The sequence below is a fragment of the Pseudomonas sp. 2 genome, from assembly GCF_056627435.1.
In genome coordinates, this window is sequence record NZ_JBWXNG010000002.1 from 453,925 (window position 1) to 479,184 (window position 25,260).

Here is a 25,260-nt window from a genome sequence, read left to right on the forward strand (position 1 = left end):
GCGTTACCTCAGTTTCAACGTGGCAAGGCCGATCAGCACGAGAATCACGGTGATGATCCAGAAACGGACGATCACGCGCGGCTCGGGCCAGCCCTTGAGTTCAAAGTGGTGGTGGATCGGCGCCATGCGGAAAACGCGGCGGCCGGTCAACTTAAACGATGCAACCTGAATGACGACTGACAGGGTTTCCATCACGAACACACCGCCCATGATGAACAGCACGATTTCCTGGCGCACGATCACGGCGATGGTGCCCAGTGCAGCACCCAGCGCCAGCGCGCCGACGTCGCCCATGAAGACCTGGGCCGGATAGGTGTTGAACCACAGGAAGCCCAGACCGGCACCGATCAGCGCGCCGCAGAACACGATCAGCTCGCCCGCGCCCGGCACGTAAGGGATCAATAGGTATTCGGCAAATTTCACGTTACCGGACAGGTAGCAGAAAATGCCCAGCGCGCCGCCGACCATGACCGTTGGCATGATGGCCAGGCCATCCAGACCGTCGGTCAGGTTGACCGCGTTGCTGGAGCCGACGATCACGAAGTAGGTCAGGATCACGAAGCCCACGCCCAGCGGAATGCTGAAGTCTTTGAGCATCGGGATCAGCAGAGTGGTTTCTACCGGCGTCTGCGCAGTCATATAAAGGAAGATCGCCGCGCCCAGGCCGAACACCGACTGCCAGAAGTATTTCCAGCGGCTTGGCAGGCCCCGCGAGTTCTTCTCGATGACCTTGCGATAGTCGTCGACCCAGCCGATGCCGCCGAACAGCAGCGTGACGATCAGCACGACCCACACGTAACGGTTGGTCAGGTCGGCCCACAGCAGGGTGCTGATGCCGATGGCGGACAGAATCAAGGCGCCACCCATGGTCGGGGTGCCGGATTTGGACAAGTGAGATTGCGGACCGTCATTGCGGACCGATTGGCCGATCTGCTTGTTCTGCAGGGCGCGGATCATCCAGGGGCCCAGGCACAGCGAGAGCGACAGTGCGGTGAGCACGCCGAGAATCCCGCGCAGGGTCAGGTACTGAAAGACCGCGAAGCCTTTGTAGAACTGTTGCAGATACTCGGCCAGCAGCAGCAGCATTAATGTTTCTCCGCCTTCAAGGGGTAAGTCTGGGTACCGCAGAGGGCTGCCACGACGTTTTCCATCGCGGCACTGCGAGAACCTTTGATCAAAATGGTGGTGTTTTTATCTTGCTCGGCGCCCAGCGCCGCAATCAGGTCGGCCTGATTGGCAAAATGGTGCGCATGCTGCCCGAAAGCCTTGACCGCATGGGCCATCAGTGGACCAACGGCATACAGGGCATCGACCTTGCCCGCAGCGTAAGCACCGACATCGCGATGGCCCTGCTCGGCCCAGTCGCCCAGCTCGCCGATATCACCCAGCACCAGCACCTTGCGGCCCGGGAAGCTGGTGAGAATGTCGGTCGCCGCCGCCACGGAAGTCGGGTTGGCGTTGTAGGTGTCGTCGATCACGCGGATACCGTTGGTCGCCAGTTGCGCCACGGTGCGGCCCTTGACCGGCTGCACGTTGTTCAGCCCGGTGACGATGCCCGGCAGCGACACGCCCAGCGCATGAGCAGCGGCGGCAGCAGCCAGGGCGTTGGCAACGTTGTGCGCGCCCAGCAGATTCAGTTGCACCTGCGCCGAGCCACTTGGGCTGTGCAGCGTGAAGGTCGGGCAACCACGGGCGTCGATACCCAGGTCACTGGCGTAAAGGTCCGCCTCACTGTTCTTGGTCGAGAAACTCAGCACCTTGCGCGCGCCGGCACGGGCGACCCAGATCGGGAACGCCTTGTCGTCACGGTTAAGCACCGCAGTGCCACGGGCGTCGAGCCCTTCGATGATCTCGCCCTTGGCCTCGACGATTTTCTCGGGGCCACCGAATTCGCCCACGTGAGCGGTGCCGGCGTTGGTCAGCACCGAGACATGCGGCTTGGTCAGGCTGACGGTCAGCGCGATTTCGCCCACATGGTTGGCACCCAGTTCGATCACAGCCGCATCGAACTCCGGCGACAGTGTCAGCAAGGTCAGCGGTACGCCCAGCTCGTTGTTCAGGTTGCCTTTGGTCGCCAGCACGGTGCCACGGGTGCGCAGGATGCTCGCGAGCATCTCCTTGACCGTGGTCTTGCCACTGGAACCGGTGATAGCCGCGACTGGTTTATCAACGAACGCGTTGCGGTTCATCGCGCCCAGTTGCGCCAGCGCCTTGCGGGTATCGCCGACAATCAGCTGCGGCAGCGCACTGCCTGGCACTTCACGCTCGACCAGCGCACCGACTGCGCCCTTGGCCGCGACCTGATCCAGGTAATCGTGGCCGTCGAAACGCGGGCCGGTCAGGGCAACGAACAGCTGCCCCGACTCGATGGCCCGGCTGTCGATGCTGACGCCGTTGAAATGTACGTCTTCGCCGACCCGACGGGCGTCGAGCGGCAGCAGCAGTTCGCTGAACGAAAGCGGCTTATTCATGTGCAGCCTCCCATGCGTCCAGTGCCTTGGCGGCTTGTTCAAGATCGGAGAACGGATGGCGTTCGCCGTCGATCTCCTGATAATCCTCATGGCCCTTGCCGGCCAGCACGATCACGTCGGCGGCCTGCGCCTGAGCGATAATCTGCGCGATGGCCTGACCGCGACCGGCGACGAAATCGATGCCGTCCAGCGTGCTGAAGCCTGCGCGAATGTCGTCGAAAATCCGCGCCGGGTCTTCGGTGCGCGGGTTGTCGTCGGTGACCAGTACCTTGTCAGCCAGGCGCTCGACCACTTCGGCCATCAGCGGGCGCTTGCCGCGATCGCGATCGCCGCCGCAGCCGAACAGACAGGCCAGCTGGCCTTTGGCGTGTGGCCGCAGCGCGACCAAGACTTTTTCCAGCGCATCAGGGGTGTGGGCGTAATCGACCACCACCAATGGGCGCTTACCGCCACCCAGGCGCTGAATGCGGCCGACCGGGCCTTCGAGGCTCGGCAGCACATTGAGAATGTCGTCCAGCGGGTAGTCCAGGCCCAGCAGCGCACCGACGGCTGCCAGCACATTGCTCAGGTTGAACCGGCCCAGCAGGCTGCTGCGCAACAGGCGATCACCCTGCGGGGTCACCAGCGTCGCACGCACGCCATCGTCGTCAAACACTGCATCGCGGCAGTACAGATAGGCGCTGCTGTCTTCCTGGCTGTAGCTGATCAGCCGCGAAGGATGCTGCTGGCCAGCCAGTTGGCGACCGAATTCATCGTCCAGATTGACGACGCGGCAACGCAGGTCATTCCAGGCGAACAGCTTGGCCTTGGCCGCCGCGTAGGCCTCCATGGTGCCGTGGTAATCCAGATGATCGCGGGACAGGTTGGTCATCACCGCCACGTCGAACGCCAGCGCAGTGACGCGGCCCTGATCCAGACCGTGGGACGAGACTTCCATGGCGATGGCCTTGGCCCCCGCCTTTTTCAGGTCGTAGATCGTCGACTGCACGGAAATTGGATCGGGCGTGGTGTGAATCCCGCTCTTGAGCTCGCTATAGAAGCCGGTGCCCAGTGTGCCGATCAGGCCGCAATGCTGGCCCAGCTTGTCCAGCGCCTGGGCGATCAGCTGAGTGACGCTGGTCTTGCCGTTGGTGCCGGTGACGCCGACCAGGTTCATGCTGCGGCTTGGGTCGCCGTAGAAACGCCCGGCGATGTCGGAAAGCTGCGCGCCCAGGCCCCTGACCGGAATCATCGGGATGTCGGTGATCGGCAGCACCTTGGCGCCTTCGGCTTCATAGGCCACCGCGGCAGCGCCGTGGGCGATGGCATCGGTAATGTGATCGCGGCCGTCGACCTTGAGGCCCGGAATCGCCAGGAACAGATCACCCGGACGCACCTTGCGGCTGTCGAGGGTCAGTTCGCGAATCAGCAGGTCGCGGTCGCTCTGGGCGAAAATCTTGCTCAGGTTAAAGGACATCAGCCGCGCCCTCCCTTGACTGGAACGGCGGCCGGAGCCGGAGTGGCGTTGGCCTGCTGCTCAGGCGGAATCGGCGCGAGGTTGTCCGGGCGCACGTTCATCAGGCGTAGCGTGCCCGACATCACCTTGCTGAACACCGGTGCCGATACCAGACCACCGAAGTAGCCGCCTTTGCTCGGCTCGTCGATGACCACAACGATGGCGTAGCGCGGGTTGCTCATCGGGCCGAAGCCTGCGAACAGCGAGCGGTAGGAGTTCTCGGCGTAGCCCTTGGTGCCCACGGAAGTCTTACGCGCAGTACCCGACTTGCCCGCCACGTGATACGACGGCACACGGGCACGGTAGACGCCACGCGGGTCCTCGATAACGGCCTGAAGCATGGTCTGCAGGGTTTTCGCGGTGGCTTCCGGGATCGCCTGGGTCGACTCTGCCGGCTTGTCGGTCTTCAGAATCGTCAGCGGGACGATCTTGCCGTTGTTGGCCAGCGCCGAGTAGGCGTGTACCAGTTGCAGCGCGGTCACCGACAGGCCGTAGCCGTAAGACAATGTCGCAGTCTCGGCCTTGCGCCACTCGCGGTAGTTCGGCAGGTTGCCCACGCGCTCGCCCGGGAAGCCCAGGCCGGTGTACTGGCCCAGCCCCACGCGCTGCATGGCACGGAAGATCGCCTCGCCACCGACGTCGAAGGCCACCTTGCTCATGCCGACGTTGCTGGAGTTGATCAGAATGCCGGTGAGGTCGAGGATCGGACCCTCGGTCTTGGTCACGTCGCGAATGGTGTATTTGCCGATCTGCAGAGTGCCCGGATACACCTCGACCTTGTCGCTGGGCTTCCAGCGGCCACTGTCCAGGGCTGCGGTCATGGAAATCGGCTTCATGGTCGAGCCCGGCTCGAACACGTCGATGATCGCGCGGTTACGCATCGCCGCCGGCACCATGGTGCGGCGGTTGTTCGGGTTGTAGGTCGGCTGGTTGACCATCGCCAGCACTTCGCCGGTCTTCACGTCCATGATCACCAGGCTGCCGGCCTTGGCGTCGTTTTCCTGAATGGCGTTGCGCAGCTCGCGGGTCGCCAGGTATTGCAGGCGCAGATCAATAGACAAAGCCAAGGTCTTCCCGGCCTTGGCGTTTTTCTTCACTTGCAGGTCCTTGATCAGCCTGCCGCGCCGATCCTTGATGACCTGCCGCTTGCCGGGCACGCCCGCCAACCAGTCGTCGTAGGCGAGTTCGACACCTTCGCGACCGTGATCGTCCAGGTCGGTAAAACCGACCATGTGCGCGGTCACGTCACCGGCCGGGTAGAAGCGGCGGAACTCTTCCTTGCCATAGACGCCCGGCACTTTCAGGTCGAGCACCGACTGGCCCTGCTCCGGGGTCAGGCCGCGGACCAGATAGATGAATTCCTTGCTGGCCTGCTCGTTCAGACGATCGGCCAATGCTTTGGGATCCTGCCCCAGCGCCTGGGCCAACAGGCCCCACTTGCTCTTGTCGGCCTGCATCTCGGACGGGTTGGCCCAGATGGTGGTCACCGGCGTACTCACGGCCAGCGGCTCGCCGTTGCGGTCGGTAATCAGACCACGGTGCGCAGGAATGGAAACGGTACGCAGGCTGCGTGCATCGCCCTGTTCGATCAGGAAGCGACGGTCGATGACCTGCAGGTCGACGATGCGATAGGAAATGGCAAGCACCATCACCGACAACAAGCCGACGACAAGACGGAAACGCCACGGATACAGTGCGCCTTCAAGCTTCATCATGGCGACACCATCCGGATATCGGCGGCATTGGGAATGCGCATTTTCAGTTGATCGGTGGCCAGAGCCTCGATGCGGCTGTGTGCGGTCCAGGTGCTCTGTTCAAGAATCAGACGACCCCACTCGGCCTGCGCCTTGTCGCGCACGCTCAGTTCCGAGTACAGGGTGTTGAGCAACTGACGGTTCCAGTGCGCGCTGTAGGAAACGGCGATTGCCGAAACCAGCACGGCCACGAACAACAGCATCATGAAGAAGCTGCCCGTCGGCAGGGGTTTGAAGAATCCGCGGCTCACCGGAGTTTCTCCGCGACACGCATCACGGCACTGCGCGAACGTGGGTTGGCCCGGGTTTCTTCATCGGAGGCGAACTGCGCCTTGCCGATCAGCTTGATGCGAGGCTCGAAGGCCTGATGGCGAACCGGCAGGTTGCGCGGCAGGTTGTCCGCCTCGCCCTTGACCAGCTTGCGCATGAACAGCTTGACGATACGGTCTTCCAGCGAGTGGAAACTGATGACGGCCAGACGCCCGCCCACTTCCAGCGCTTCCAGCGCAGCCTCAAGACCCGCTTCCAGATCGCCCAGTTCATTGTTGACGTGAATGCGCAGGCCCTGGAACGCGCGGGTTGCAGGGTTCTTGCCCTTTTCCCACGCAGGGTTGGCGACTTTCAGCACCTCGGCAAGGTCGGCGGTGCGTTCGAACGGCTGAGTTTCGCGACGCGCGACCACGGCGCCCGCCATGCGCTTGGCGAAACGCTCCTCGCCGTATTCCTTGAATACGCGGGCGATTTCTTCGGCAGAAGCGGTGTTGACGAACTCGGCGGCGCTGATCCCGCGCGACGGGTCCATTCGCATGTCCAGCGGGCCATCATTCATGAAACTGAAGCCGCGCTCGGGGTCATCCAACTGCGGAGAGGAAACGCCAAGGTCCAGCAGAATACCGCTGACCTTGCCGGCAATGCCGCGTTCCAGAGCCTCCGAGCCCAGCTCGGCAAAGCTGCGCTGCACAATGACAAAGCGGCCGTCTTCGGCCGCCAGCGCTTGCCCGGTGGCAATCGCTTGAGGATCTTTGTCGAATCCGAGGAGCCGACCGTCCGGCCCCAGGTTCTGCAATATGAGGCGGCTGTGCCCGCCGCGTCCGAATGTGCCATCCAGATAGCAGCCATCGGCGCGCACCGCGAGAGCCTCGACGGCTTCTTCGAGCAGTACGGTGATGTGGGTAAAGCCGCTATTCGTAGTCACAGGATCAAATCACGCAGTTCATCAGGCATCGCGCCCGGTTTTTGAATGGCCGCAAGGTCCGCATCAGCAAGTGCGTTCCAGGCGTCCTCATCCCACAGTTGAAACTTGTTCAGCTGGCCAACCAGCATGACCCGCTTGTCGAGCTTGGCGTATTCACGCAAACGTGGCGGCACCAGAAAACGCCCACTGCCATCGAGTTCCAGGTCAACTGCGTTACCAATCAACAGTCGCTGCAGGCGACGGTTTTCTTCACGAAATGTTGCAAGCTCGCGCAATTTGGCTTCGATCACTTCCCATTCAGGGAGCGGATAGATGCACAAGCACGGGTCGACGGTATCAATGGTCACGATCAATTGGCCGGAGCTACGCGAATCGAGCTCGTCACGGTACCGGCTCGGCATAGCGAGACGGCCCTTTGCGTCGAGATTGATTGCGTTTGCACCACGAAACACAGGCGCGTTCTCCGAATATTATCTTTTTGAGCTCAAAAAACCCACTTCACGCCACTTTCCGCCACTTGCGCACACTATAGGAATCCGCCCACCACACCGTCAAGGCAACTTCTTAAGGAAAACCCTTACAGGACGGAGATTTAGGAGGGGTTCTGGGGGAGATTCGGAGAATTTCGGATCTTGCGCGCAGACAAACGCGAGAACACTCAGAGAGATGGCGTTCGAAGTTAAAGTGCTTTATGAGGTTTAAGATTTTTTCGGCATTACGACGGAGGGAGTCTGCGACAAAAAAACGGTGCAGAAACAGCAGAGGTGGGGAAAAGTGGAGAGTCGATCTGTAAGCCGGGTTCTGTCGAGGACAGTCATTCCTCTACGATGGCCATCACTGGACATCTTTAGCAACCTACCCGGTTCCAGCGCGGGCCACGCCTTGGAACCCTATTTGGTCTTGCTCCGAGTGGGGTTTACCTAGCCACGAACTGTTACCAGCCGTGCGGTGCGCTCTTACCGCACCTTTTCACCCTTACCGGCACCGAAGTGCTTAGGCGGTTGTTTTCTGTGGCACTTTCCGTAGGCTCGCGCCCCCCAGGCGTTACCTGGCACTCCGCCCTATGGAGCCCGGACTTTCCTCCCCCCTTCATTGCGGAACAATGAAAGGCAGCGACTGTCCAATCGACTCTCCGCCGCCAAGGTTAATGGCTGGCCGGCCCAAGAACAAGCTTTAATAAGCCTTTGCCACGATTGAGTGACAGGCTGACGGACGGTGATCACTCGCCTTTTTGTTTATCCAGCGCCACCTGATACAGCAGATTCTTGCGCACGCCGGTGATTTCAGCGGCCAGCGCCGCCGCCCGCTTGAGCGGCATTTCCTGCAACAGCAGATCCAGAATCCGCCGCGCTTCGGCGCCAATCACGTCCTCGCTTTCAGGCTCGCTCCAGCCCGCCACCAACACCACGCACTCGCCGCGCTGCTGATTGCTGTCGCCCTCGACGAACGCGCGCAGCTCGCCCAGCGGCAAGCCTTTGAGGGTTTCGAAGGTTTTGGTCAGCTCACGGCCCAGCACCGCAGGCCGCTCGGCGCCGAAGACAGCTTCCATATCCTGCAGGCACTCGAGAATCCGGTGCGGCGCCTCGTAGAAGATCAGCGTACGCGGCTCTTCCTTCAACAACTCCAGACGCGCCTTGCGCCCCACCGCCTTGGCCGGCAGAAAGCCTTCGAAGATGAAACGGTCGGAAGGCAGGCCGGCCGCCGACAGCGCCGCGATCAGCGCGCAGGCGCCCGGCACCGGGACCACCTGGATCCCTGCTGCGCGCGCCTGGCGCACCAGGTGATAGCCTGGGTCGGAAATCAGCGGCGTGCCCGCATCGGAGATCAGCGCTACGTCATCGCCCGCCAAGAGCTTGGTAATGAAACGACTGCCTTCTTCGCGCTCGTTATGCTCATGGCACGCCGCGAGCGGCGTCGCTATGCCGAAATGTTGCATGAGCCGGATCGAATGCCGGGTATCTTCGGCGGCAATCAATGAAACTTCGCGCAATACTTTCAAGGCACGCACGCTCATGTCATCCAGGTTGCCAATCGGCGTGGCCACCACATAAAGCGAGCCTGTAGTGGAATTCAAAGCACCTGGAGCAGTCAAAGCGCGCACCTCATGTCGGGTTAAAGCCTGCATTGTACAGATTCGGGCGATGCAAACAGGGAGATTGAAAAATGGACCTACACATCCACTCATATATTGATGCCGGCCGCCGCGCTCACCCAATTGCAATGGCCACAGCGCACAATCGTGCATCTGCATGGTCAATATCGCTGCTTTGATACCTCCAACGTCGCGCCCCGGCCAGTGCTTGGGTACAATTCCACGCTTATTTGCTCAAGTATCAGGAACATAGACATGATCGCTTGCCTGCGGCTGCTCTCCGCCCTCTGCCTGGCTGCCTTGTTGGCCGCCTGTGCCGGTTCGCCCTCCTCCAGCCTTGGCGAGTTGCCACGCACGCCGGATGCCAGCATCGAGCAACTGCTCGAACAGGCGTCGAGCGCCAAGACACCCGATCAGGCGGCACTGCTGCGTCTGACTGCCGCGGACCTGGCAGCGCGCCAGAACAACCCGAGTCGCGCCGCGAGCATTCTCGAGCAGGTCCAGATGGACCAGCTCAAGACCGACAAGCAGATCTACGCCAACACCCTGTCCGCCGAACTGGCCCTGGGCCGCAGCCAGCCGAAGGCCGCGCTGACCGCACTCAATCACCCGAGCATGCAGCACCTTGGTGAAATGCCGGTGGATCTGCAGACCCGCACCCACACCGCCCGCGCCCGCGCACTAGAAGCCGATGGCCAGACCCTGGCCGCCGCCAGCGAACGCGTGTTCATGGGCCCGCTGCTGCAAGGCGATGCGCTGAGCGCCAACAACGACGCGATCTGGACCCTGGTGGCCGCCCTGCCGCCCGAGCAGCTGCAAAGCAATGCCAACGACGACATGGGCGGCTGGCTGAGCCTGGCCCGCGCGGTCAAGGGCGCTGGCACCCTGGAGCAACAGCAGGCCGCCATCGACAACTGGAAAGCGCAGAACCCTCAACACCCTGCCGCACGCCAGCTGCCGACGTCCCTGGCGCAACTGCGCGAACTGAAAAGCCAGCCGCTGACCAAGATCGCCCTGCTGCTGCCTCAGGACGGCCCGCTGGCCTCGGTTGCCCGCGCACTGCGTGACGGCTTCATGGCCGCGCACTATCAGGCGCAACAGGCCGGCCAGAAACCGCCGGCGATCGAAGTCTTCGACAGCTCCCGTGTGACCTCGATGGACGCGTTCTACGCCCAAGCCAAGGCGGCTGGCGTGCAGATGGTCGTCGGCCCGCTGGAGAAACCACTGGTCAAACAGCTGAGCGCACATCAACAACTGCCAATCACCACACTGGCGCTGAACTACAGCGACTCCGCGGCACAAGGCCCGGCCGAGCTGTTCCAGTTCGGTCTGGCAGCCGAAGACGAAGCCCGTGAAGTTGCCCGCCGTGCCTGGGCCGATGGCAAGCGCAGCGCCGTGGCCATGGTGCCGAAAGGCGAATGGGGCGACCGCGTGCTCGACGCCTTCCGTCAGAGCTGGCAAGCCAAGGGCGGCACCCTGCTGGGTGTCGAGCGTATCGATCAACCGGTTGCCCTGGCCCAGCAAGTCGCTGACCTGTTCCAGCTGCGCAACAGCGAAGGCCGCGCCCAGCGCCTGCAAAGCACCACCGGTGCGCAGATGGCCGCACAGCCGAGCCGCCGCCAAGACGTCGACTTCATGTTCCTGGCCGCCACCCCGCAACAGGCGCAGCAGATCAAGCCGACCATGGTGTTCCAGTACGCCGGTGACGTGCCGGTCTATGCCACTTCGCACCTGTTCACCAACAGCGGCGATCAGGCGATGTACAACGACCTGGCTGGCGTACGCTTCTGCGAAACCCCATGGCTGCTCAACGCCACTGACCCGCTGCGCCAGCAAGTCACCACCCAGTGGCCACAAGCCGCCGGCAGCCTGGGCCGCCTGTACGCCATGGGCATCGACGCCTATCGCCTGGCGCCGCGCCTGACCCAGCTCAAGACCCTGCCGGAAAGCCGCATCGATGGCTTGTCCGGCAGCCTGGCCATCGGCCAGGGCCAGCGCATCGAGCGTCAACTGCCATGGGCGCAATTCGTCGACGGCCGCGTGCAGCGCCTGCCGGACACCGCGCCTTGATTCAAGACCAGGCGCGCAAGACTGCGGGGCGCGAGGCCGAGGCCCACGCCCTGCAACACTTGCTGCAACAGGGTTTGCAACTGATCACGCAGAACTGGTCATGCAAACGCGGCGAGCTTGATCTGGTCATGCTCGACGGCGATACAGTAGTATTCGTCGAAGTTCGCTATCGGCGCCACGCAGGCTTCGGTGGCGCGATGGAAAGCGTCGACGTTCGCAAACAGGAAAAACTCGCCCTGGCCGCACAATCGTTCTTGCAGGCCGAGTCGAAGTGGGCGGATTCTCCCTGCCGTTTCGATGTCGTCGCCATCAACGGCGATCCGGGAACCGGACCTGTCATGAACTGGGTGCAGAATGCGTTCGACAGTTGATAGCGCTGTCGAGCCCAAGCCTGTCGCCCCGTCCGTCGAACCCACTTTTCACACTGTTTTTGCTCTTTGCTTTGCGGGCTGCACAGTTTTGTGCCGGGAAGCCGATGACCTCTCTCAGACGTCGCCCGACCAGCCGCCCCTATTAAGGTTTTCATAGATGGACATGCAATCCCGAATTCGCCAGCTTTTTCAGGCCAGCATCGATACCAAGCAGCAGGCGATGGACGTTCTTGCACCGCACATCGAGCAAGCCAGCGAAGTGATGGTCGGCGCCCTCCTGAGCGACAGCAAGATTCTTGCGTGCGGCAACGGCGGCTCGGCCGGCGATGCCCAGCATTTTTCGTCCGAGCTGCTCAACCGCTTCGAACGTGAACGCCCGAGCCTGCCGGCCATCGCGCTGACCACCGACACCTCGACCATCACCTCGATCGCTAACGACTACAGCTACAACGAGATCTTTTCCAAACAGATCCGCGCGCTGGGCCAACCGGGCGATGTATTGCTGGCGATTTCCACCAGCGGCAACTCGGCCAACATCATTCAGGCGATCCAGGCAGCACATGATCGGGAAATGATTGTCGTAGCCTTGACCGGCCGCGACGGCGGCGACGTTGCCTCGCTGCTGCTGCCCGAGGACGTGGAGATTCGCGTCCCGGCCAAGGTCACTGCACGTATCCAGGAAGTCCACCTGCTGGTAATCCATTGCCTTTGCTATTTGATCGACAGCCAAATTTTCGGGAGTGAAGAATGATATCCAAACGTCTCAGCCTGCTGGCCCTGACACTGTGCCTGGGCGTCAGCGGATGCAGCTCGGTGATCAACGCCAGCCGTGAAGCGCCGATCGACGATGATCGCGGCACGCGCACTTTCGGCAGCAAGATCGACGACTCGCTGATCGAAACCAAGGCGGCGGTAAACATCGCCAAGGCCAGCCCTGATCTGGACAACAATTCGCACATCGTGGTGACCAGCTTCAACGGCATCGTCCTGCTGGCCGGCCAGACCCCACGCGCCGACCTCAAGCAACTGGCCGAACAGACCGCCGCGCAGGTGCAGAAGGTCAAGAAGGTCAACAACGAGCTGCAGGTGATCCAGCCCTCCTCGATGCTAGCGCGCAGCAACGACGCGTGGCTGACCAGCAAGATCAAGACCGAGATGCTGACTGACAGCGCAATTCCTGGCTCGCGCATCAAGGTGGTGACCGAGAACGGTATCGTGTATCTGCTGGGCCTGCTGACCCAGGCCGAAGCCAACCGCGCAACCAATCTGGTGCAGGGGGTTTCCGGGGTGCAGAAGATTGTGAAGTTGTTTGAGTATATTGATTGATGTGAAAACAGGGCGATCGTGGTGATCGCCCTTTTTTTGTTCTGGCTAACGCCAGACCTGTTTCGGCTTCGCCGAGTTACTTCGAAAAGACACCCAAGTAACCAAGGTGTCTTGCTCCTGGTTTGGCCCCTCCTTCGTCGGGGTACCTTCATTTCGGCCTCGCTCCGTGGGCCCGGCGTGAGGGAACCTCGACGAAGTCGAGGCCAAACCAGGAGCAGGACCCCTTGGTTACTTGGGGGTGGTGCGGCATTCCGACTTTTCCAAGTAACCCGGCGAAGCCGGAACGCTTCTGCCGTTAGGCAGAACTCTCGAAAGCGATGACAACCTGAGAGTCCGCCACAATCCCTTCAAAACAACAATCGCCTGTCACTTAACCACTTTCAAACTCGGCCGACCGCTAGGACGTGGCGGCTCATCATCCGGTGGCGGCATGTCGTCCTCGACATCCAGATCATCATCGTCATCCACGGCAGGCTCCAGATCGAACACCATGCCCTGGCCGTTCTCACGGGCATAAATACCCATCACCGCAGCAACCGGCACATACAGACTGTGCGGCACACCACCAAAACGACCTTCGAAACTCACCGCGTCGTTATCCATGTGCAAATGACGCACGGCGCTTGGCGAAATATTGAGCACGATCTGCCCGTCATTGGCAAAACCTTGCGGGACCTGCACCGCCGGATACTCGGCGTTGACCAGAATGTGCGGCGTGCAATCGTTGTCCACGATCCACTCGTACAGAGCACGGATCAAATAGGGGCGACTGGAGTTCATCAGATGTTTCCTTAAGCCTTAGCGCATGTCACGTTCGGCAGCAGACAGACTTGCCTGGAATGCCTCACGCGCAAACTGGCGCTCCATATAATCAAGCAGCGGCTTGGCCGGCCGCGGCAACTCGATACCCAGAATCGGCAGGCGCCAGAGTATGGGCAATAGACAGCAGTCGACCAGACTTTGCTCGTCACTGAGGAAAAAAGGCTTCTCCGAAAACAGTGGCGAAACGCCGGTCAGACTTTCGCGCAACTCCTTGCGCGCCTGGGCGCGAACAGCGTCTTTGCTGCGCGGGTCCAGGATGACATCCACCAGGCCACACCAGTCACGCTGGATCCGATGGATCAGCAGGCGGCTGTTGGCCCGGGCAACGGGGTAAACCGGCAGTAAAGGCGGATGCGGATAACGCTCATCCAGGTATTCCATGACCACCGTCGACTCGTACAACGCCAGGTCGCGGTCCACCAGCGTGGGGGTGCTGCCGTATGGGTTGACCTCGACCAGTTGGGCCGGAAGACGACCCTCCACGACATCAATGATCTCGGCGCTGACACCTTTCTCGGCGAGCACAATGCGCACGCGGTGGGAATAGTGGTCGGCGGGGTCGGAGTAACAGGCCAACCGATTGGTCACGCCCATGGCGATCCTCCTCGCTTGTTTAATATTCAAAAGCAGAAAAAACGAACGCGCCCTGAAGGCGCCTCCGGCAACATCCACAGTGAGCGGGTGTTCGTCGCGGGCGACAAGATAGCGCATTTACTCAAGGTAAATTCGGCAATCTTTCACCCGCCACTATACCCGCTCTGCGTCCATTACCCGAACGAGGCTCTCCAGAGCGCGTTCCGTCTGCATAAGGCTTGCGCCTTCAGTGCACGTCCTTCCAGTATTCGCGCTTGAGCAGGTACGCGAAGATGAACAGGATCGCCAGGTACAACAGCACATAGGTGCCGATGCGCTGGTGCTGCAACTTGACCGGGTTCGCCGAATAGGCGAGGAAGGTCACGAGGTTTTTCACCTTCTCATCGAACTGCTCTTCGGTGAGGGTACCGGTCTTGGGCACGATGGTCAGTTGATCGCAGGCCTCATGAGTCAAGGGCGAGCCGGTCAGCGGATCAAACTGCTTCTTGCCCCCCTCGACCACCTGCACCTGCTTGCAGCCGATGACCTGACGCCCCTGCAAACCCACCAGCACGTTGGGCATGCCGACGTTGGGGAAGACCTTGTTGTTCACGCCCCAGGGCCGCGCCGGGTCCTCGTAGAACGAGCGCAGATAACCATAGAGCCAGTCGGTGCCGCGCACCCTGGCCACCAGCGTCAGGTCCGGCGGCGCTGCGCCGAACCAGGTCTTGGCATCCGCTGGCTGCATGCCGATGGTCATGTGGTCGCCGATCTTGGCTCCGGTGAATACCAGTTTTTCCAGCATCAGCTCGTGGGGAATTCCCAAGTCATCGGCGACGCGCTCGTAGCGCTGGAACTTGGCGCTGTGACAGCCCATGCAGTAGTTGGCGAAGGTGCGCGCACCGTCCTGCATGGCGACCTTGTCGGAGACGTCGATGTCGACGCTTTCCAGTTCCGGCCCGCCATGCTCGGCAGCGAAGGACAGCACAGGCAAGGCAGAAAGAATGAAAACAGCCAATATTTTTTTCATTAGCCAGTCACCCTTTCCGGTACCGGTTTTGTCTTCTCCATGCGCGTGTAGAACGGCATCAGGATGAAGTAGGCGAAGTACAGGAACGTACACACCTGCGACAGCAGCGCGCGCTCGGGGCTGGGCGGCAGTACGCCGAGAATGCCCAGGATCACGAAGGACACGCAGAACACCACGAGCCAGATCCGGCTGAGCCAGCCCTTGTAGCGCATCGACTTGACCGGACTTCGATCCAGCCACGGCAGCACGAACAGCACCGCGATCGCCGCGCCCATGGCCATGACGCCCATGAGTTTGTCGGGGATGGCCCGCAAGATCGCGTAGAACGGCGTGAAGTACCAGACCGGCGCGATGTGCTCTGGGGTCTTGAAGGCGTTGGCCTGTTCGAAGTTCGGTTTCTCGAGGAAATACCCGCCCATTTCCGGGAAGAAGAACACGATCGAACAGAAGATGAACAGGAACACCACGACCCCGACGATATCCTTCACCGTGTAGTACGGGTGGAAGGCGATGCCGTCCAGCGGCTTGCCGTTCTCGTCCTTGAGCTTCTTGATGTCGACGCCATCCGGGTTGTTCGAGCCGACCTCGTGCAGCGCCAGCACATGCAGCACCACCAGGCCCAGGATCACGATGGGCAACGCCACCACATGCAAGGCGAAGAAGCGGTTCAAGGTGATGCCGGAGATCAGGTAGTCGCCGCGAATCCACTGGGTCAGGTCGTTACCGATGACCGGGATCGCGCCGAACAGCGAGATGATCACCTGGGCGCCCCAGTAAGACATCTGCCCCCATGGCAGCAGATACCCCATGAACGCCTCGGCCATCAGCGCCAGGTAGATCAGCATGCCGAAGATCCACACCAGCTCGCGAGGTTTCTGATAGGAGCCATACAGCAAGCCGCGGAACATGTGCAGATAGACCACGATGAAGAACGCCGAGGCGCCGGTGGAGTGCAGCAGGCGCAGGATCGAGCCGTACTCGACGTCGCGCATGATGTACTCCACCGACGCAAAGGCCTCTTCGGCCGAGGGTGTGTAGCTCATCGTCAGCCACACGCCGGTGACGATCTGGTTGACCAGCACCAGCAGCGCCAGGGAGCCGAAGAAATAGAAGAAGTTGAAGTTCTTCGGCGCGTAGTACTTGCTCAGATGGTCTTCCCACATGGAGGTGGCGGGGAAGCGCGCATCGATCCAGTCCATGAATTTGCTCATTACGCTTTCTCCTGATCGACGCCGATGACGATGATGGTGTCAGACTCGTAGGAATGCGGCGGCACTGGCAGATTCAGGGGTGCAGGTTGCGCCTTGTAGACGCGCCCGGCCAGGTCGTAATGGGAGCCGTGACAAGGACAGAAGTAGCCGCCGACCCAGTCTTTACCCAGGTCTGCGGGGGCCACTTCAGGGCGAAACGTGGGCGAGCAGCCCAGGTGGGTGCAGATGCCGATCAGCAACAGCATCTCGGGCTTGATCGAGCGCACCTTGTGGTCGACGTAAGCCGGCTGAACGGAGTTCTTGGATTCGGGATCGGAGAGCTGGCCTTCGATCTTGGTCAGGTTGCTGAGGATTTCCGGCGTTCGGTGAACGATGAAGACCGGCTGGCCGCGCCACTCGGCAATCATCTGCTGGCCTGGCTCGACCTTGCTGATATTGACCTTTACGGGTGCGCCCGCAGCCTTCGCCTTGGCACTGGGAAACCACGACCCCACGAACGGGACCGCAGCCCCCACCGCTCCTGCAGCGCCTACCACAGACGTGGCGGCAACGAGGAAGCGACGCCGGCCTGCATTCACGCCGTCATTGCTCATTCCGTCCTCTCCCATCAGCTTTGAGAAGCCTGCTTGGTCAGGCTTCCCTTTCAAATTATTTTTCTAGCTGCCAAAAAATCCTGCCGAATGGTAAGTAAAGACCCTTCAAGCTGCAAGGGTATAGCCATTTGGCGAATACGGGGAGGCCTTATGGAACGGGGCATCCACGGATGAGACATGTCGTCACACCCAATAATAGACGCCCATAAAAAAACGCCCAGTTCCGTGAGGAAACTGAGCGTTCTTTTTGAACGAAAAGCGAATTAACGCTTCGAGTACTGCGGACGCTTACGCGCTTTACGCAGACCGACTTTCTTACGTTCAACTTCGCGAGCATCGCGAGTGACGTAGCCTGCTTTGCGCAGAGCGCTGCGCAGGGTTTCGTCGTAGGACATCAGAGCGCGGGTGATACCGTGGCGGATTGCGCCAGCTTGACCACTCACACCACCGCCGATGACGGTGACGTAGATGTCGAATTTCTCAACGGTTTCGGTCAGTTCCAGCGGCTGACGAACTACCATGCGGGCAGTTTCGCGGCCGAAGAACACGTCCAGAGAACGGTTGTTGATGGAGATGTTACCGGTACCTGGACGCAGGAAAACGCGAGCGGTTGCGGTCTTGCGACGGCCAGTGCCGTAATTTTGAGTCGCCGACATAGTGAACTATTCCGTTAAAACTTCAGTTCTTGGGGCTGCTGAGCAGTATGAGGGTGAGCAGCGCCCGCATAGACTTTCAGCTTACGATACATGTCGCGACCCAGCGGGTTCTTAGGCAGCATGCCTTTGACCGCGGTCTCGATCACGCGCTCAGGAGCTTTGACGATCAGCTTTTCAAAGTTGATCGACTTGATCCCGCCCGGGAAACCGGAGTGAGAGTAGTAGATCTTGTCGGAGGTTTTGGCACCAGTGACACGGATTTGCTCAGCGTTGATCACGACGATGTAGTCGCCAGTGTCGACGTGCGGAGTGTATTCCGGTTTGTGCTTGCCACGCAGACGGCTCGCGATTTCAGTGGCCAGACGACCCAGGGTCTGACCAGCAGCGTCGACGACGTACCAGTCGCGCTTTACTGTTTCCGGTTTAGCGGTAAAAGTTTTCATTCTTTATAGCCTCAAAGGCCGCCTGAAAAAATAGACGGCGGAGCATACTCGTTAGTACGGTCTTTGACAAGTCAAAGGCCGCCGGGCACGAACGCTATAGGGGGCTCGGGTCAGCGCGTTCGATCGCAGCGGTGTCTTGTGTCGCGGGGCATCACTCCCATGACAAAGAGCTGCGAAATTATGCAGATTGCGAAAAAAATTTCAACCTGCTTTTATGGCTCTTTTGATCAGGAGAGCCGCATGGACTATCGCCAACTGGGCAGAACCGACCTCAATGTCAGCGCCATTTGCCTTGGCACCATGACCTGGGGCGAGCAAAACAGCGAGTCCCAGGCCTTTGCACAGATCGAACGCGCCAAGGCGGCAGGGATCAACTTCATGGACACCGCCGAGATGTATCCGGTGCCGCCGAAGAAAGAAACCTACGCCGCCACCGAGACCATCATCGGCAACTGGTTCAAGAAGCACGGCGATCGCGCCGACTGGATCCTGGCCAGCAAGATCGCCGGCCCCGGCAACGGCATCGACTACATTCGCGACGGCCAGCTGAAATTCAACCGTGATCACATCGTCGCCGCCGTGGACGCCAGCCTCAAGCGCCTGCAGACCGACTATCTGGACCTGTACCAACTGCACTGGCCGGAGCGCAGCACCAACTTCTTCGGCAAGCTGGGCTACAACCATTCCGAGGAATACTTCACGCCGCTGCTCGAAGTGCTGCAGGCGCTGGACGAGCAGGTCAAGGCCGGCAAGATCCGTCACGTGGGGCTGTCCAACGAAACGCCGTGGGGCACCATGAAGTTTCTGGCCGAATCCGACAGCCACGGCCTGACCCGCCCGGTGTCGATCCAGAACCCGTACAACCTGCTCAACCGCAGCTTCGAAGTGGGCCTGGCCGAAGTCGCCATTCGCGAGCAGTGCGGCCTTTTGGCCTACTCGCCGCTGGCCTTCGGCATGCTCTCGGGCAAATACGCCGACGGCGCCCGCCCGGCCAATGCGCGCCTGAGCCTGTACAGCCGCTTCACCCGCTACTTCAACCCGCAATCGGAATCCGCCTGCGCCCGCTATGTCGCGCTGGCCCGCGAACACGGCCTGGACCCGGCGCAGATGGCCCTGGCGTTCGTCACCAGCCGCCCGTTCGTGACCAGCAACATCATTGGCGCGACCACGCTGGAACAGCTCGACAGCAACATCGCCAGCGCTGAGCTGGTGTTGTCTGCAGAAGTGCTGGCGGGGATCGAGGCGATTCACAAGGATCAGCCCAACCCTGCGCCGTAAATCGATATTCCTGCGTCTTCCGATTTAACGGGTTACACAGCATCTGTGGGAGTGAGCTTGCTCACGAAAGCTTAGTGTCAGCCACTATCGATGTGACAGACCCAACGCACTCGTGAGCAAGCTCACTCCCACTGTGCCTGGCGATACATGCCCGTCGATGTCACCCCACCCTCAAAGCGCCCGGGCGATGATCTCTTTCATGATCTCGTTGGTCCCGGCATAAATCCGCTGCACCCGCGCATCGGCCCAGGCCCGGGCGATCGGGTATTCCCACATGAAGCCGTAGCCGCCGTGCAGTTGCACGCATTCATCGAGCACCTTGCATTGCAGGTCGGTGGTCCAGTACTTGGCCATCGCCGCCGTCGGCACATCCAGCTTGCCTTCTAGATGCAACTCAAGGCAGCGATCGACGAAGGTGCGGCCGACCTGAATCTCGGTCGCCATTTCCGCCAGCTTGAAACGGGTGTTCTGAAAGTCCGCCACCGCCTGGCCAAAAGCCTTGCGCTCACGGGTGTACTCCAGCGTCCATTGCAGCGCAGCTTCGGCCGAAGCGATGGCGCCGATGGCCACGGTCAGACGCTCCTGGGGCAGTTCCTGCATCAGGTAGGCAAAGCCCATCCCGGCCTGGCCCAACAGGTTCTCCTTGGGCACCCTTACGTCCTGAAAGAACAATTCCGAGGTGTCCTGGGCCTTCATGCCGACCTTCTCCAGGCGCTTGCCCTTCTCGAAGCCCGGCGTGCCCGCTTCCACCAGAAACAGGCTGGTGCCCTTGGCGCCGGCCTTGGGGTCGGTCTTGGCGACCACGATCACCAGATCGGCCAGAAAACCATTGGTGATGAAGGTCTTCGAGCCATTGATCACGTACTCGTCGCCATCCAGCACGGCGGTGGTCTTCACGCCTTGCAGGTCAGAGCCCGCGCCGGGCTCGGTCATGGCGATGGCGGTGACCAGCTCGCCCGAGACCATTTTCGGCAGGTACTTGAGCTTCTGGGCCTCGCTGCCGTAATGCAGGATGTACGGCGCGACGATGTCCGAATGCAGGGAGAAGCCGATGCCGGTCAGGCCCAGCCGGTAGATCTCTTCGATCACCACGGTGGTGTAGAGAAAGTCCGCCGCCATGCCGCCGTAGGCTTCCGGCAGATGCGAGCACAACATGCCCTGCTCGCCCGCGCGATTCCACAGGCTGCGGTCCACATGCCCCTGCTTCTCCCATTGCGCGTGAAACGGCGCGGCTTCCTGTTCGAGAAACTTGCGCACACTGTCGCGGAAAAGCTCGTGTTCGGAGCTGAAAAGTGTTCTTGGAAGCATGGGACACCTTGGGCTTGAGGGGTTGTCGGACACTGCAAGCCCAAGAGCCTATGCCGTGCCGTTTGACTTCAACACTGGACACATCCGACAAAAAATAAGACGATCACGCCGTTGCATGACCACTTTCCCTTATAAGAACAACAGATTATGTCTATCCAGCAAACCGCGCCGTTGCGGCGCGTCAGCATCCTCGCCATCGACGGGATCTTCGCTTCCACCCTCACCCAGGCCAAGGATTTCTTTCATCTGGCCAGCCTGCGCTACGGCAAGCAACTGGGCCAGGGCCTGCGCCCCGCCTTCGAAACCCGCCTGGTCAGCCCGGACGGCAAACAGGTTCGCAGCTTCAGCGAAGTCGTGCTGCCGGTCGACGGCGTGCTCGATGACTGCGACATCATCATCCTGCCCGCCTTCGTCGACAACTTCGACACCCTGCGCCAACGTTATCCACAGATCCTGCCCTGGCTGCGCGAGCAGCACGCCAAGGGTGCGGTGCTCTGTGGCGAAGCCAGCGGCGTGTTCTGGCTGGCCGAAGCGGGCCTGCTCGACGGCAAGGAAGCGACCACCTACTGGCGTTTCTTCAACGAATTCGCCGAGCGCTTCCCCAAGGTGCTGCTCAATCAGGAAAAGCACCTGACCGACGCCGACAACCTGTATTGCGCAGGCGGCACGATCTCGGCGTGCGACCTGTACATCTACCTGATCGAGCGTTTCTGCGGCCCCAACGTCGCGCAGACCGTGGCCCGCGACATTCTTTATGAAGTGCAGCGCAGCTACGCGCCGGGGCGGATCGGCTTTGGCGGCCAGAAGCTGCATCAGGACGTGATCATCCTGCAGATCCAGCACTGGCTCGAAGAGCACTTCGCCGACAAGTTCCGCTTCGAAGACGTGGCCCGCGAACACGGCATGAGCATTCGCAACTTCATGCGCCGCTTCCAGACCGCCACCGGCGACAAGCCGCTGCACTACCTGCAGCGCCTGCGCATCGAAACCGCCAAGGGTTTGCTGTCGGGCTCGCGCAAGAGCATCAAGACCATCAGCTACGAAGTGGGCTACGACGACGCCAGCTTCTTCGCACGGCTGTTCCGGCAACATACGGACCTGTCGCCGAACGAGTATCGGCAGCAGTTCCAGCAGGCCGCGTAAAACAAAAAACCTGCCACATGGCAGGTTTTTTTATGAACATACATTTGTGGGAGCCGGCTTGCTGGCGAATTCGGTGTGCCAGTCAACCTTGAAGCGTCAGACCCTACGCATTCGCCAGCAAGCCGGCTCCCACAATGACCGCATCAAGGCTTGTGCGCCCGCGACAGGAACTCGTGGGACTGCATTTCCAGCAAGCGGCTGAGGGTGCGCTGGAACTCGAAGTTCAGGCGGCCGCCGGAGTACAGGTCCTTCAACTCCACTTCCGCCGAGATGATCAGCTTCACGTTGCGGTCGTAGAACTCATCGACCATGTTGATGAAGCGACGGGCGATGTCGTCGGTGGTCACGCTCATCTGCTCCACGCCACTGAGCAACACGGCGTGGAAGATCTTGCCCAGCTCGATGTAGTCGTTCTGGCTGCGCGGGCCGTCGCACAGCTCGCGGAATTCGAACCAGGCCACGTCGTCGCAGGTGCGCAGCGCCTTGATCGGGCGGTTCTCGATCATCAGCACATCGTTTTCGGTGGCCTTGGTGCACTCCGGCGTCAGCGCGCGGAAGCTCTTGCGCAGGCTTTCGTGGGCGGCTTCGTTGAGCGGGAAGTGGAACAGCTCGGCCTGCTCAAGGTGACGCAGGCGATAATCCACGCCGCTGTCGACGTTGACGATGTCGGTGTTCTGCTTGATCAGCGCGATGGCCGGCAGGAAACGCGCGCGTTGCAGGCCGTCCTTGTACAGGCCGTCCGGCACGATGTTGGACGTCGCGACCAGGGTCACGCCGTTCTTGAACAGCTCTTCCATCAACGTGCCGAGGATCATGGCGTCGGTGATGTCAGAGACAAAGAATTCATCGAAGCAGATCACCCGCGCTTCGCCCGCGAACTTCTTGGCGATGACGGTCAGCGGGTTTTTCTCGCCCTTGAGGTTTTTCATTTCCTCATGGACGCGCTTCATGAAGCGGTGGAAGTGCGTGCGCATCTTGTCTTCGAACGGCAGTGCTTCGAAGAAGGTGTCGACCAGATAGGTCTTGCCACGGCCGACGCCGCCCCAGAAATACAGGCCCTTGATCACCGTCGCTTCTTTCTTGCCGAACAGTTTGCCGAACAGGCCGGGCTTGCTCTCGTGAGCCGCGATCAGATCGTCGTACAGACGCTGCAGATGACGCACAGCGTTTTCCTGGGCGGCGTCGTGGAAGAATTCGGGCTTCTTGAGGTCGTTCTGATAGCTTTCTAGGGGCGTCATAATTTCGTTAGCTAGGTAACAAAAACGGGCCGACACTGTAGCGATGGCCCGTTGTAATGGCAATTAATCCTGTTGTGGCGCCAGCGCCAGTTTCAGGGCCTCGATGGCGGTATCGCGGCCTGCGGCATCGGCGAAGGCTGGGCTGTCGGCCACGCACTCGCCTTGCAGCCAGACCGTGAACGCGTTGCCTTCTGTCCGAATGTCCAGCTCGCCGCCCTGCTGCAGCTGTTTGCTGGCAGCGCCTGCGGCCTTGCCGTCGGCAAAATTGCGCGACAGCAGCAGTTGCTCGCCATCGGCGGCGAGCAGGCGGAAACGGAAGCTGCCGTCGTCTTCACGGAAGCTCACGAAGCGCACGCCCTTGCTGGCTTTCTTCTTGGTCGCAACGGCCGATTGCGCGGCCTCGCGGAAAGAACGCAAGCCGACCGCCTCGCGCAGCTCACCGAGAAACGGCGTGGCAATGCGACGCGCCTTCTGCGCACCGGCCAACAGAATGTCCTCCAGATCGGCCGGACGTTCAATCAGACGATGGTAGTTCTCGCGCGCCTCGCCCAGCTCGCCGTCGAGCAGCTGGAACAGGCGCTGCTTGGCATCGCCCCAGCCCAGGCCTTGCAGCAGGTCGGCGCGGAACTCTTCGCCCTGCTCCTTGCTGGCGAACGCCTGATACAGCGTGAACAGGTGCGAGTTGTCCGGATCCTTGGCTTCGCCCGGCAGGCGCGAGTCGGTGACGATGCGCGAGATCGCGTCCTTCATCTCCTTGGCGCTGCTGAACAGCGGGATGGTGTTGTCGTAGCTCTTGGACATCTTGCGCCCGTCCAGCCCCGGCAGAGTCGCCACGCTTTCCTCGATCAGCGCTTCAGGCATGACGAAGAATTCCTTGCCCTGGCCGAACAGGTGGTTGAAGCGCTGGCCGATGTCGCGGGCCATTTCCACGTGCTGGATCTGGTCGCGACCCACCGGCACCTGGTGGGCGTTGAACATCAGGATGTCGGCGGCCATCAGCACCGGGTAGCTGAACAGGCCCATGCTGATACCGGCGTCCGGGTCTTCGCCAGCTTCGACGTTCTTGTCCACCGACGCCTTGTAGGCGTGGGCGCGATTGAGCAGGCCCTTGGCGGCGACGCAGGTCAGCAGCCAGGTCAGCTCCGGGATTTCCGGGATGTCGGACTGGCGATAGAAGGTCACGCGGTCGACATCCAGACCGGCCGCCAGCCAGGTCGCGGCGATTTCCAGACGCGAACGCTGAATGCGCAGCGGGTCGTCGCACTTGATCAGCGCGTGGTAGTCGGCCAGGAAGTAGAACGAATCGGCGTCGCTCTGGCGGCTGGCGACGATGGCCGGGCGAATGGCACCGGCGTAGTTGCCCAGGTGGGGCGTGCCGGTGGTGGTGATACCGGTCAGGATACGAGTGGTCATGGCGGGTCGCTTATTCTGGGTACGGCAATCGATTCAAAGGCGCGGCACGACCAGATCCTTCAGATCGGTCAGCTTGCCGTGGAAAAAGTGTCCGCATTCTGCCACTTTCAGCAGCTCATGGGGGCGCGAGAGTGCGTCGGACCAGGCATATACCAGCGCGGGATCGACGACTTCGTCGGTTTCCGGCTGAATCAGGGTCAGCGGGCCCTTCTGTGCCAGCGCACTCGGGTCGGCAATGCGCATGACCGCAGGCGCGACCATGAACACATGGGCGAGGGTTTCGCCCCGGGCTTCCAGCCGCCCGCCCAGCGTGGCCGCGACGAAACCGCCGAAGGAGAAACCAAACAGGGTCATGGGCAGATCCGGGTGTTTTTCCCGCAGCCAGTTGGCCGCCGCCTCGGCGTCATCGACTTCACCCTGGCCCATGTCAGAGGCACCGGCACTTTCGCCCACGCCGCGATAATTGAAACGCAAAGTCACGTATCCTGCATCGCGTGCGGTGCGCTGCAGGGTGGAAATCACTTTATTGAGCATCGTGCCGCCCTGAACCGGGTTAGGATGGCAGATCAGCGCCACGCCCTTGGCCCCTTCCAGGTCAAGGTACAGGGCTTCGAGTTGGCCCACGGGGCCGTCGATGAATACAGGGGTTTCACGCATGAGCAAGAATGAACTCCGTGACCTTCAATTGGGTCGACTCGTCTAGCTGATTGTCTGTGGCTGGCATGTCGGCGACGCGTCGCCGCTATACAGCGCAGGTTCGAGCCGTTAACGTAAAGCA

Annotated in this window: 25 protein-coding genes and 1 other RNA gene; 6 read left to right on the forward strand and 20 right to left on the reverse strand. The window is 61.1% G+C overall.

Annotation, left to right across the window (positions count from 1 at the left end; translation table 11 throughout):
• Positions 1-3 precede the first annotated feature (3 nt).
• From mraY to rsmI, 9 genes are all read right to left on the reverse strand, one after another.
• Positions 4-1,086, reverse strand: coding sequence for a phospho-N-acetylmuramoyl-pentapeptide-transferase (gene mraY, locus AC1MEK_RS04985; RefSeq protein ID WP_480395146.1), 1,083 nt, complete (start codon positions 1,084-1,086; stop codon positions 4-6).
• Positions 1,086-2,471: a UDP-N-acetylmuramoyl-tripeptide--D-alanyl-D-alanine ligase gene (locus AC1MEK_RS04990; RefSeq protein ID WP_480395147.1), complete on the reverse strand. Its 1,386-nt coding sequence runs from the start codon at positions 2,469-2,471 to the stop codon at positions 1,086-1,088. The genes mraY and AC1MEK_RS04990 overlap by 1 nt, the downstream gene beginning before the upstream one ends.
• The gene (locus tag AC1MEK_RS04995; RefSeq protein WP_480395148.1) at positions 2,464-3,927 is read right to left on the reverse strand and encodes a UDP-N-acetylmuramoyl-L-alanyl-D-glutamate--2,6-diaminopimelate ligase; all 1,464 of its coding nucleotides are present in this window, start codon (positions 3,925-3,927) and stop codon (positions 2,464-2,466) included. The genes AC1MEK_RS04990 and AC1MEK_RS04995 overlap by 8 nt, the downstream gene beginning before the upstream one ends.
• Entirely contained in the window at positions 3,927-5,681 is a 1,755-nt protein-coding gene (locus AC1MEK_RS05000) for a peptidoglycan D,D-transpeptidase FtsI family protein (RefSeq protein WP_480395149.1), read from the reverse strand. Before AC1MEK_RS05000 ends, AC1MEK_RS04995 begins: the two co-directional genes overlap by 1 nt.
• The gene (gene ftsL / locus AC1MEK_RS05005; protein WP_480395150.1) at positions 5,678-5,971 is read right to left on the reverse strand and encodes a cell division protein FtsL; all 294 of its coding nucleotides are present in this window, start codon (positions 5,969-5,971) and stop codon (positions 5,678-5,680) included. The genes AC1MEK_RS05000 and ftsL overlap by 4 nt, the downstream gene beginning before the upstream one ends.
• Positions 5,968-6,915, reverse strand: coding sequence for a 16S rRNA (cytosine(1402)-N(4))-methyltransferase RsmH (gene rsmH / locus AC1MEK_RS05010; protein ID WP_480395151.1), 948 nt, complete (start codon positions 6,913-6,915; stop codon positions 5,968-5,970). Before rsmH ends, ftsL begins: the two co-directional genes overlap by 4 nt.
• Positions 6,912-7,367, reverse strand: a complete 456-nt coding sequence (mraZ, locus tag AC1MEK_RS05015) for a division/cell wall cluster transcriptional repressor MraZ (protein WP_480395152.1) — start codon at positions 7,365-7,367, stop codon at positions 6,912-6,914. The genes rsmH and mraZ overlap by 4 nt, the downstream gene beginning before the upstream one ends.
• A 322-nt stretch (positions 7,368-7,689) precedes the next feature.
• An RNA gene (gene rnpB / locus AC1MEK_RS05020) (RNase P RNA component class A) lies at positions 7,690-8,047 on the reverse strand.
• Positions 8,048-8,134: 87 nt separating this feature from the next.
• Complete coding sequence (gene rsmI / locus AC1MEK_RS05025; protein ID WP_480395153.1) at positions 8,135-9,040, reverse strand: 16S rRNA (cytidine(1402)-2'-O)-methyltransferase; 906 nt, start codon at positions 9,038-9,040, stop codon at positions 8,135-8,137.
• A 222-nt stretch (positions 9,041-9,262) separates the two neighbouring features.
• Here rsmI and AC1MEK_RS05030 point away from each other — a divergent pair, with 222 nt between their 5' ends.
• The 4 genes from AC1MEK_RS05030 to AC1MEK_RS05045 all read left to right on the forward strand — a co-directional run bounded on the left by AC1MEK_RS05030 (position 9,263) and on the right by AC1MEK_RS05045 (position 12,774).
• Entirely contained in the window at positions 9,263-11,077 is a 1,815-nt protein-coding gene (locus tag AC1MEK_RS05030) for a penicillin-binding protein activator (RefSeq protein ID WP_480395154.1), read from the forward strand.
• On the forward strand, positions 11,074-11,448 hold the full coding sequence (locus AC1MEK_RS05035; RefSeq protein ID WP_480395155.1) for a YraN family protein: 375 nt from the start codon (positions 11,074-11,076) through the stop codon (positions 11,446-11,448). Before AC1MEK_RS05030 ends, AC1MEK_RS05035 begins: the two co-directional genes overlap by 4 nt.
• Positions 11,449-11,605: 157 nt before the next feature.
• Positions 11,606-12,199, forward strand: a complete 594-nt coding sequence (locus AC1MEK_RS05040) for a phosphoheptose isomerase (RefSeq protein ID WP_480395156.1) — start codon at positions 11,606-11,608, stop codon at positions 12,197-12,199.
• The gene (locus tag AC1MEK_RS05045; RefSeq protein ID WP_480395157.1) at positions 12,196-12,774 is read left to right on the forward strand and encodes a BON domain-containing protein; all 579 of its coding nucleotides are present in this window, start codon (positions 12,196-12,198) and stop codon (positions 12,772-12,774) included. The genes AC1MEK_RS05040 and AC1MEK_RS05045 overlap by 4 nt, the downstream gene beginning before the upstream one ends.
• A 366-nt stretch (positions 12,775-13,140) precedes the next feature.
• Here AC1MEK_RS05045 and AC1MEK_RS05050 read toward each other — a convergent pair whose 3' ends face one another.
• From AC1MEK_RS05050 to rplM, 7 genes are all read right to left on the reverse strand, one after another.
• A complete protein-coding gene (locus AC1MEK_RS05050) occupies positions 13,141-13,554 on the reverse strand; it encodes a ClpXP protease specificity-enhancing factor (protein ID WP_274136202.1) in 414 nt (137 codons plus the stop codon).
• An 18-nt stretch (positions 13,555-13,572) separates the two neighbouring features.
• Entirely contained in the window at positions 13,573-14,190 is a 618-nt protein-coding gene (locus AC1MEK_RS05055; RefSeq protein WP_480395158.1) for a glutathione S-transferase N-terminal domain-containing protein, read from the reverse strand.
• A 226-nt stretch (positions 14,191-14,416) separates the two neighbouring features.
• Entirely contained in the window at positions 14,417-15,199 is a 783-nt protein-coding gene (locus AC1MEK_RS05060; protein ID WP_480395159.1) for a cytochrome c1, read from the reverse strand.
• Positions 15,199-16,410, reverse strand: a complete 1,212-nt coding sequence (locus AC1MEK_RS05065; RefSeq protein WP_400781606.1) for a cytochrome b — start codon at positions 16,408-16,410, stop codon at positions 15,199-15,201. The genes AC1MEK_RS05060 and AC1MEK_RS05065 overlap by 1 nt, the downstream gene beginning before the upstream one ends.
• A complete protein-coding gene (gene petA / locus AC1MEK_RS05070; RefSeq protein WP_480395160.1) occupies positions 16,410-17,003 on the reverse strand; it encodes a ubiquinol-cytochrome c reductase iron-sulfur subunit in 594 nt (197 codons plus the stop codon). Before petA ends, AC1MEK_RS05065 begins: the two co-directional genes overlap by 1 nt.
• Positions 17,004-17,266: 263 nt before the next feature.
• Positions 17,267-17,659: a 30S ribosomal protein S9 gene (gene rpsI / locus AC1MEK_RS05075; RefSeq protein WP_480395161.1), complete on the reverse strand. Its 393-nt coding sequence runs from the start codon at positions 17,657-17,659 to the stop codon at positions 17,267-17,269.
• A 14-nt stretch (positions 17,660-17,673) separates the two neighbouring features.
• Entirely contained in the window at positions 17,674-18,102 is a 429-nt protein-coding gene (gene rplM / locus AC1MEK_RS05080; RefSeq protein ID WP_480395162.1) for a 50S ribosomal protein L13, read from the reverse strand.
• Positions 18,103-18,342: 240 nt separating this feature from the next.
• Between rplM and AC1MEK_RS05085 the strand changes: the two genes are divergently transcribed.
• Entirely contained in the window at positions 18,343-19,380 is a 1,038-nt protein-coding gene (locus AC1MEK_RS05085) for an NADP(H)-dependent aldo-keto reductase (RefSeq protein ID WP_480395163.1), read from the forward strand.
• Between the two features lie 171 nt (positions 19,381-19,551).
• Here the strand turns inward: AC1MEK_RS05085 and AC1MEK_RS05090 are convergent, their stop codons facing one another.
• Complete coding sequence (locus tag AC1MEK_RS05090; protein ID WP_480395164.1) at positions 19,552-20,688, reverse strand: acyl-CoA dehydrogenase family protein; 1,137 nt, start codon at positions 20,686-20,688, stop codon at positions 19,552-19,554.
• Between the two features lie 246 nt (positions 20,689-20,934).
• Here AC1MEK_RS05090 and AC1MEK_RS05095 point away from each other — a divergent pair, with 246 nt between their 5' ends.
• A complete protein-coding gene (locus AC1MEK_RS05095; protein WP_480395275.1) occupies positions 20,935-21,831 on the forward strand; it encodes a GlxA family transcriptional regulator in 897 nt (298 codons plus the stop codon).
• Between the two features lie 143 nt (positions 21,832-21,974).
• Here the strand turns inward: AC1MEK_RS05095 and zapE are convergent, their stop codons facing one another.
• The 3 genes from zapE to AC1MEK_RS05110 form a co-directional block, all read right to left on the reverse strand.
• On the reverse strand, positions 21,975-23,069 hold the full coding sequence (zapE, locus tag AC1MEK_RS05100; RefSeq protein ID WP_480395165.1) for a cell division protein ZapE: 1,095 nt from the start codon (positions 23,067-23,069) through the stop codon (positions 21,975-21,977).
• A 63-nt stretch (positions 23,070-23,132) separates the two neighbouring features.
• Positions 23,133-24,482: a tryptophan--tRNA ligase gene (locus AC1MEK_RS05105; protein ID WP_480395166.1), complete on the reverse strand. Its 1,350-nt coding sequence runs from the start codon at positions 24,480-24,482 to the stop codon at positions 23,133-23,135.
• A gap of 33 nt (positions 24,483-24,515) precedes the next feature.
• The gene (locus AC1MEK_RS05110; protein WP_480395167.1) at positions 24,516-25,139 is read right to left on the reverse strand and encodes an alpha/beta hydrolase; all 624 of its coding nucleotides are present in this window, start codon (positions 25,137-25,139) and stop codon (positions 24,516-24,518) included.
• Positions 25,140-25,260: the final 121 nt, after the last annotated feature.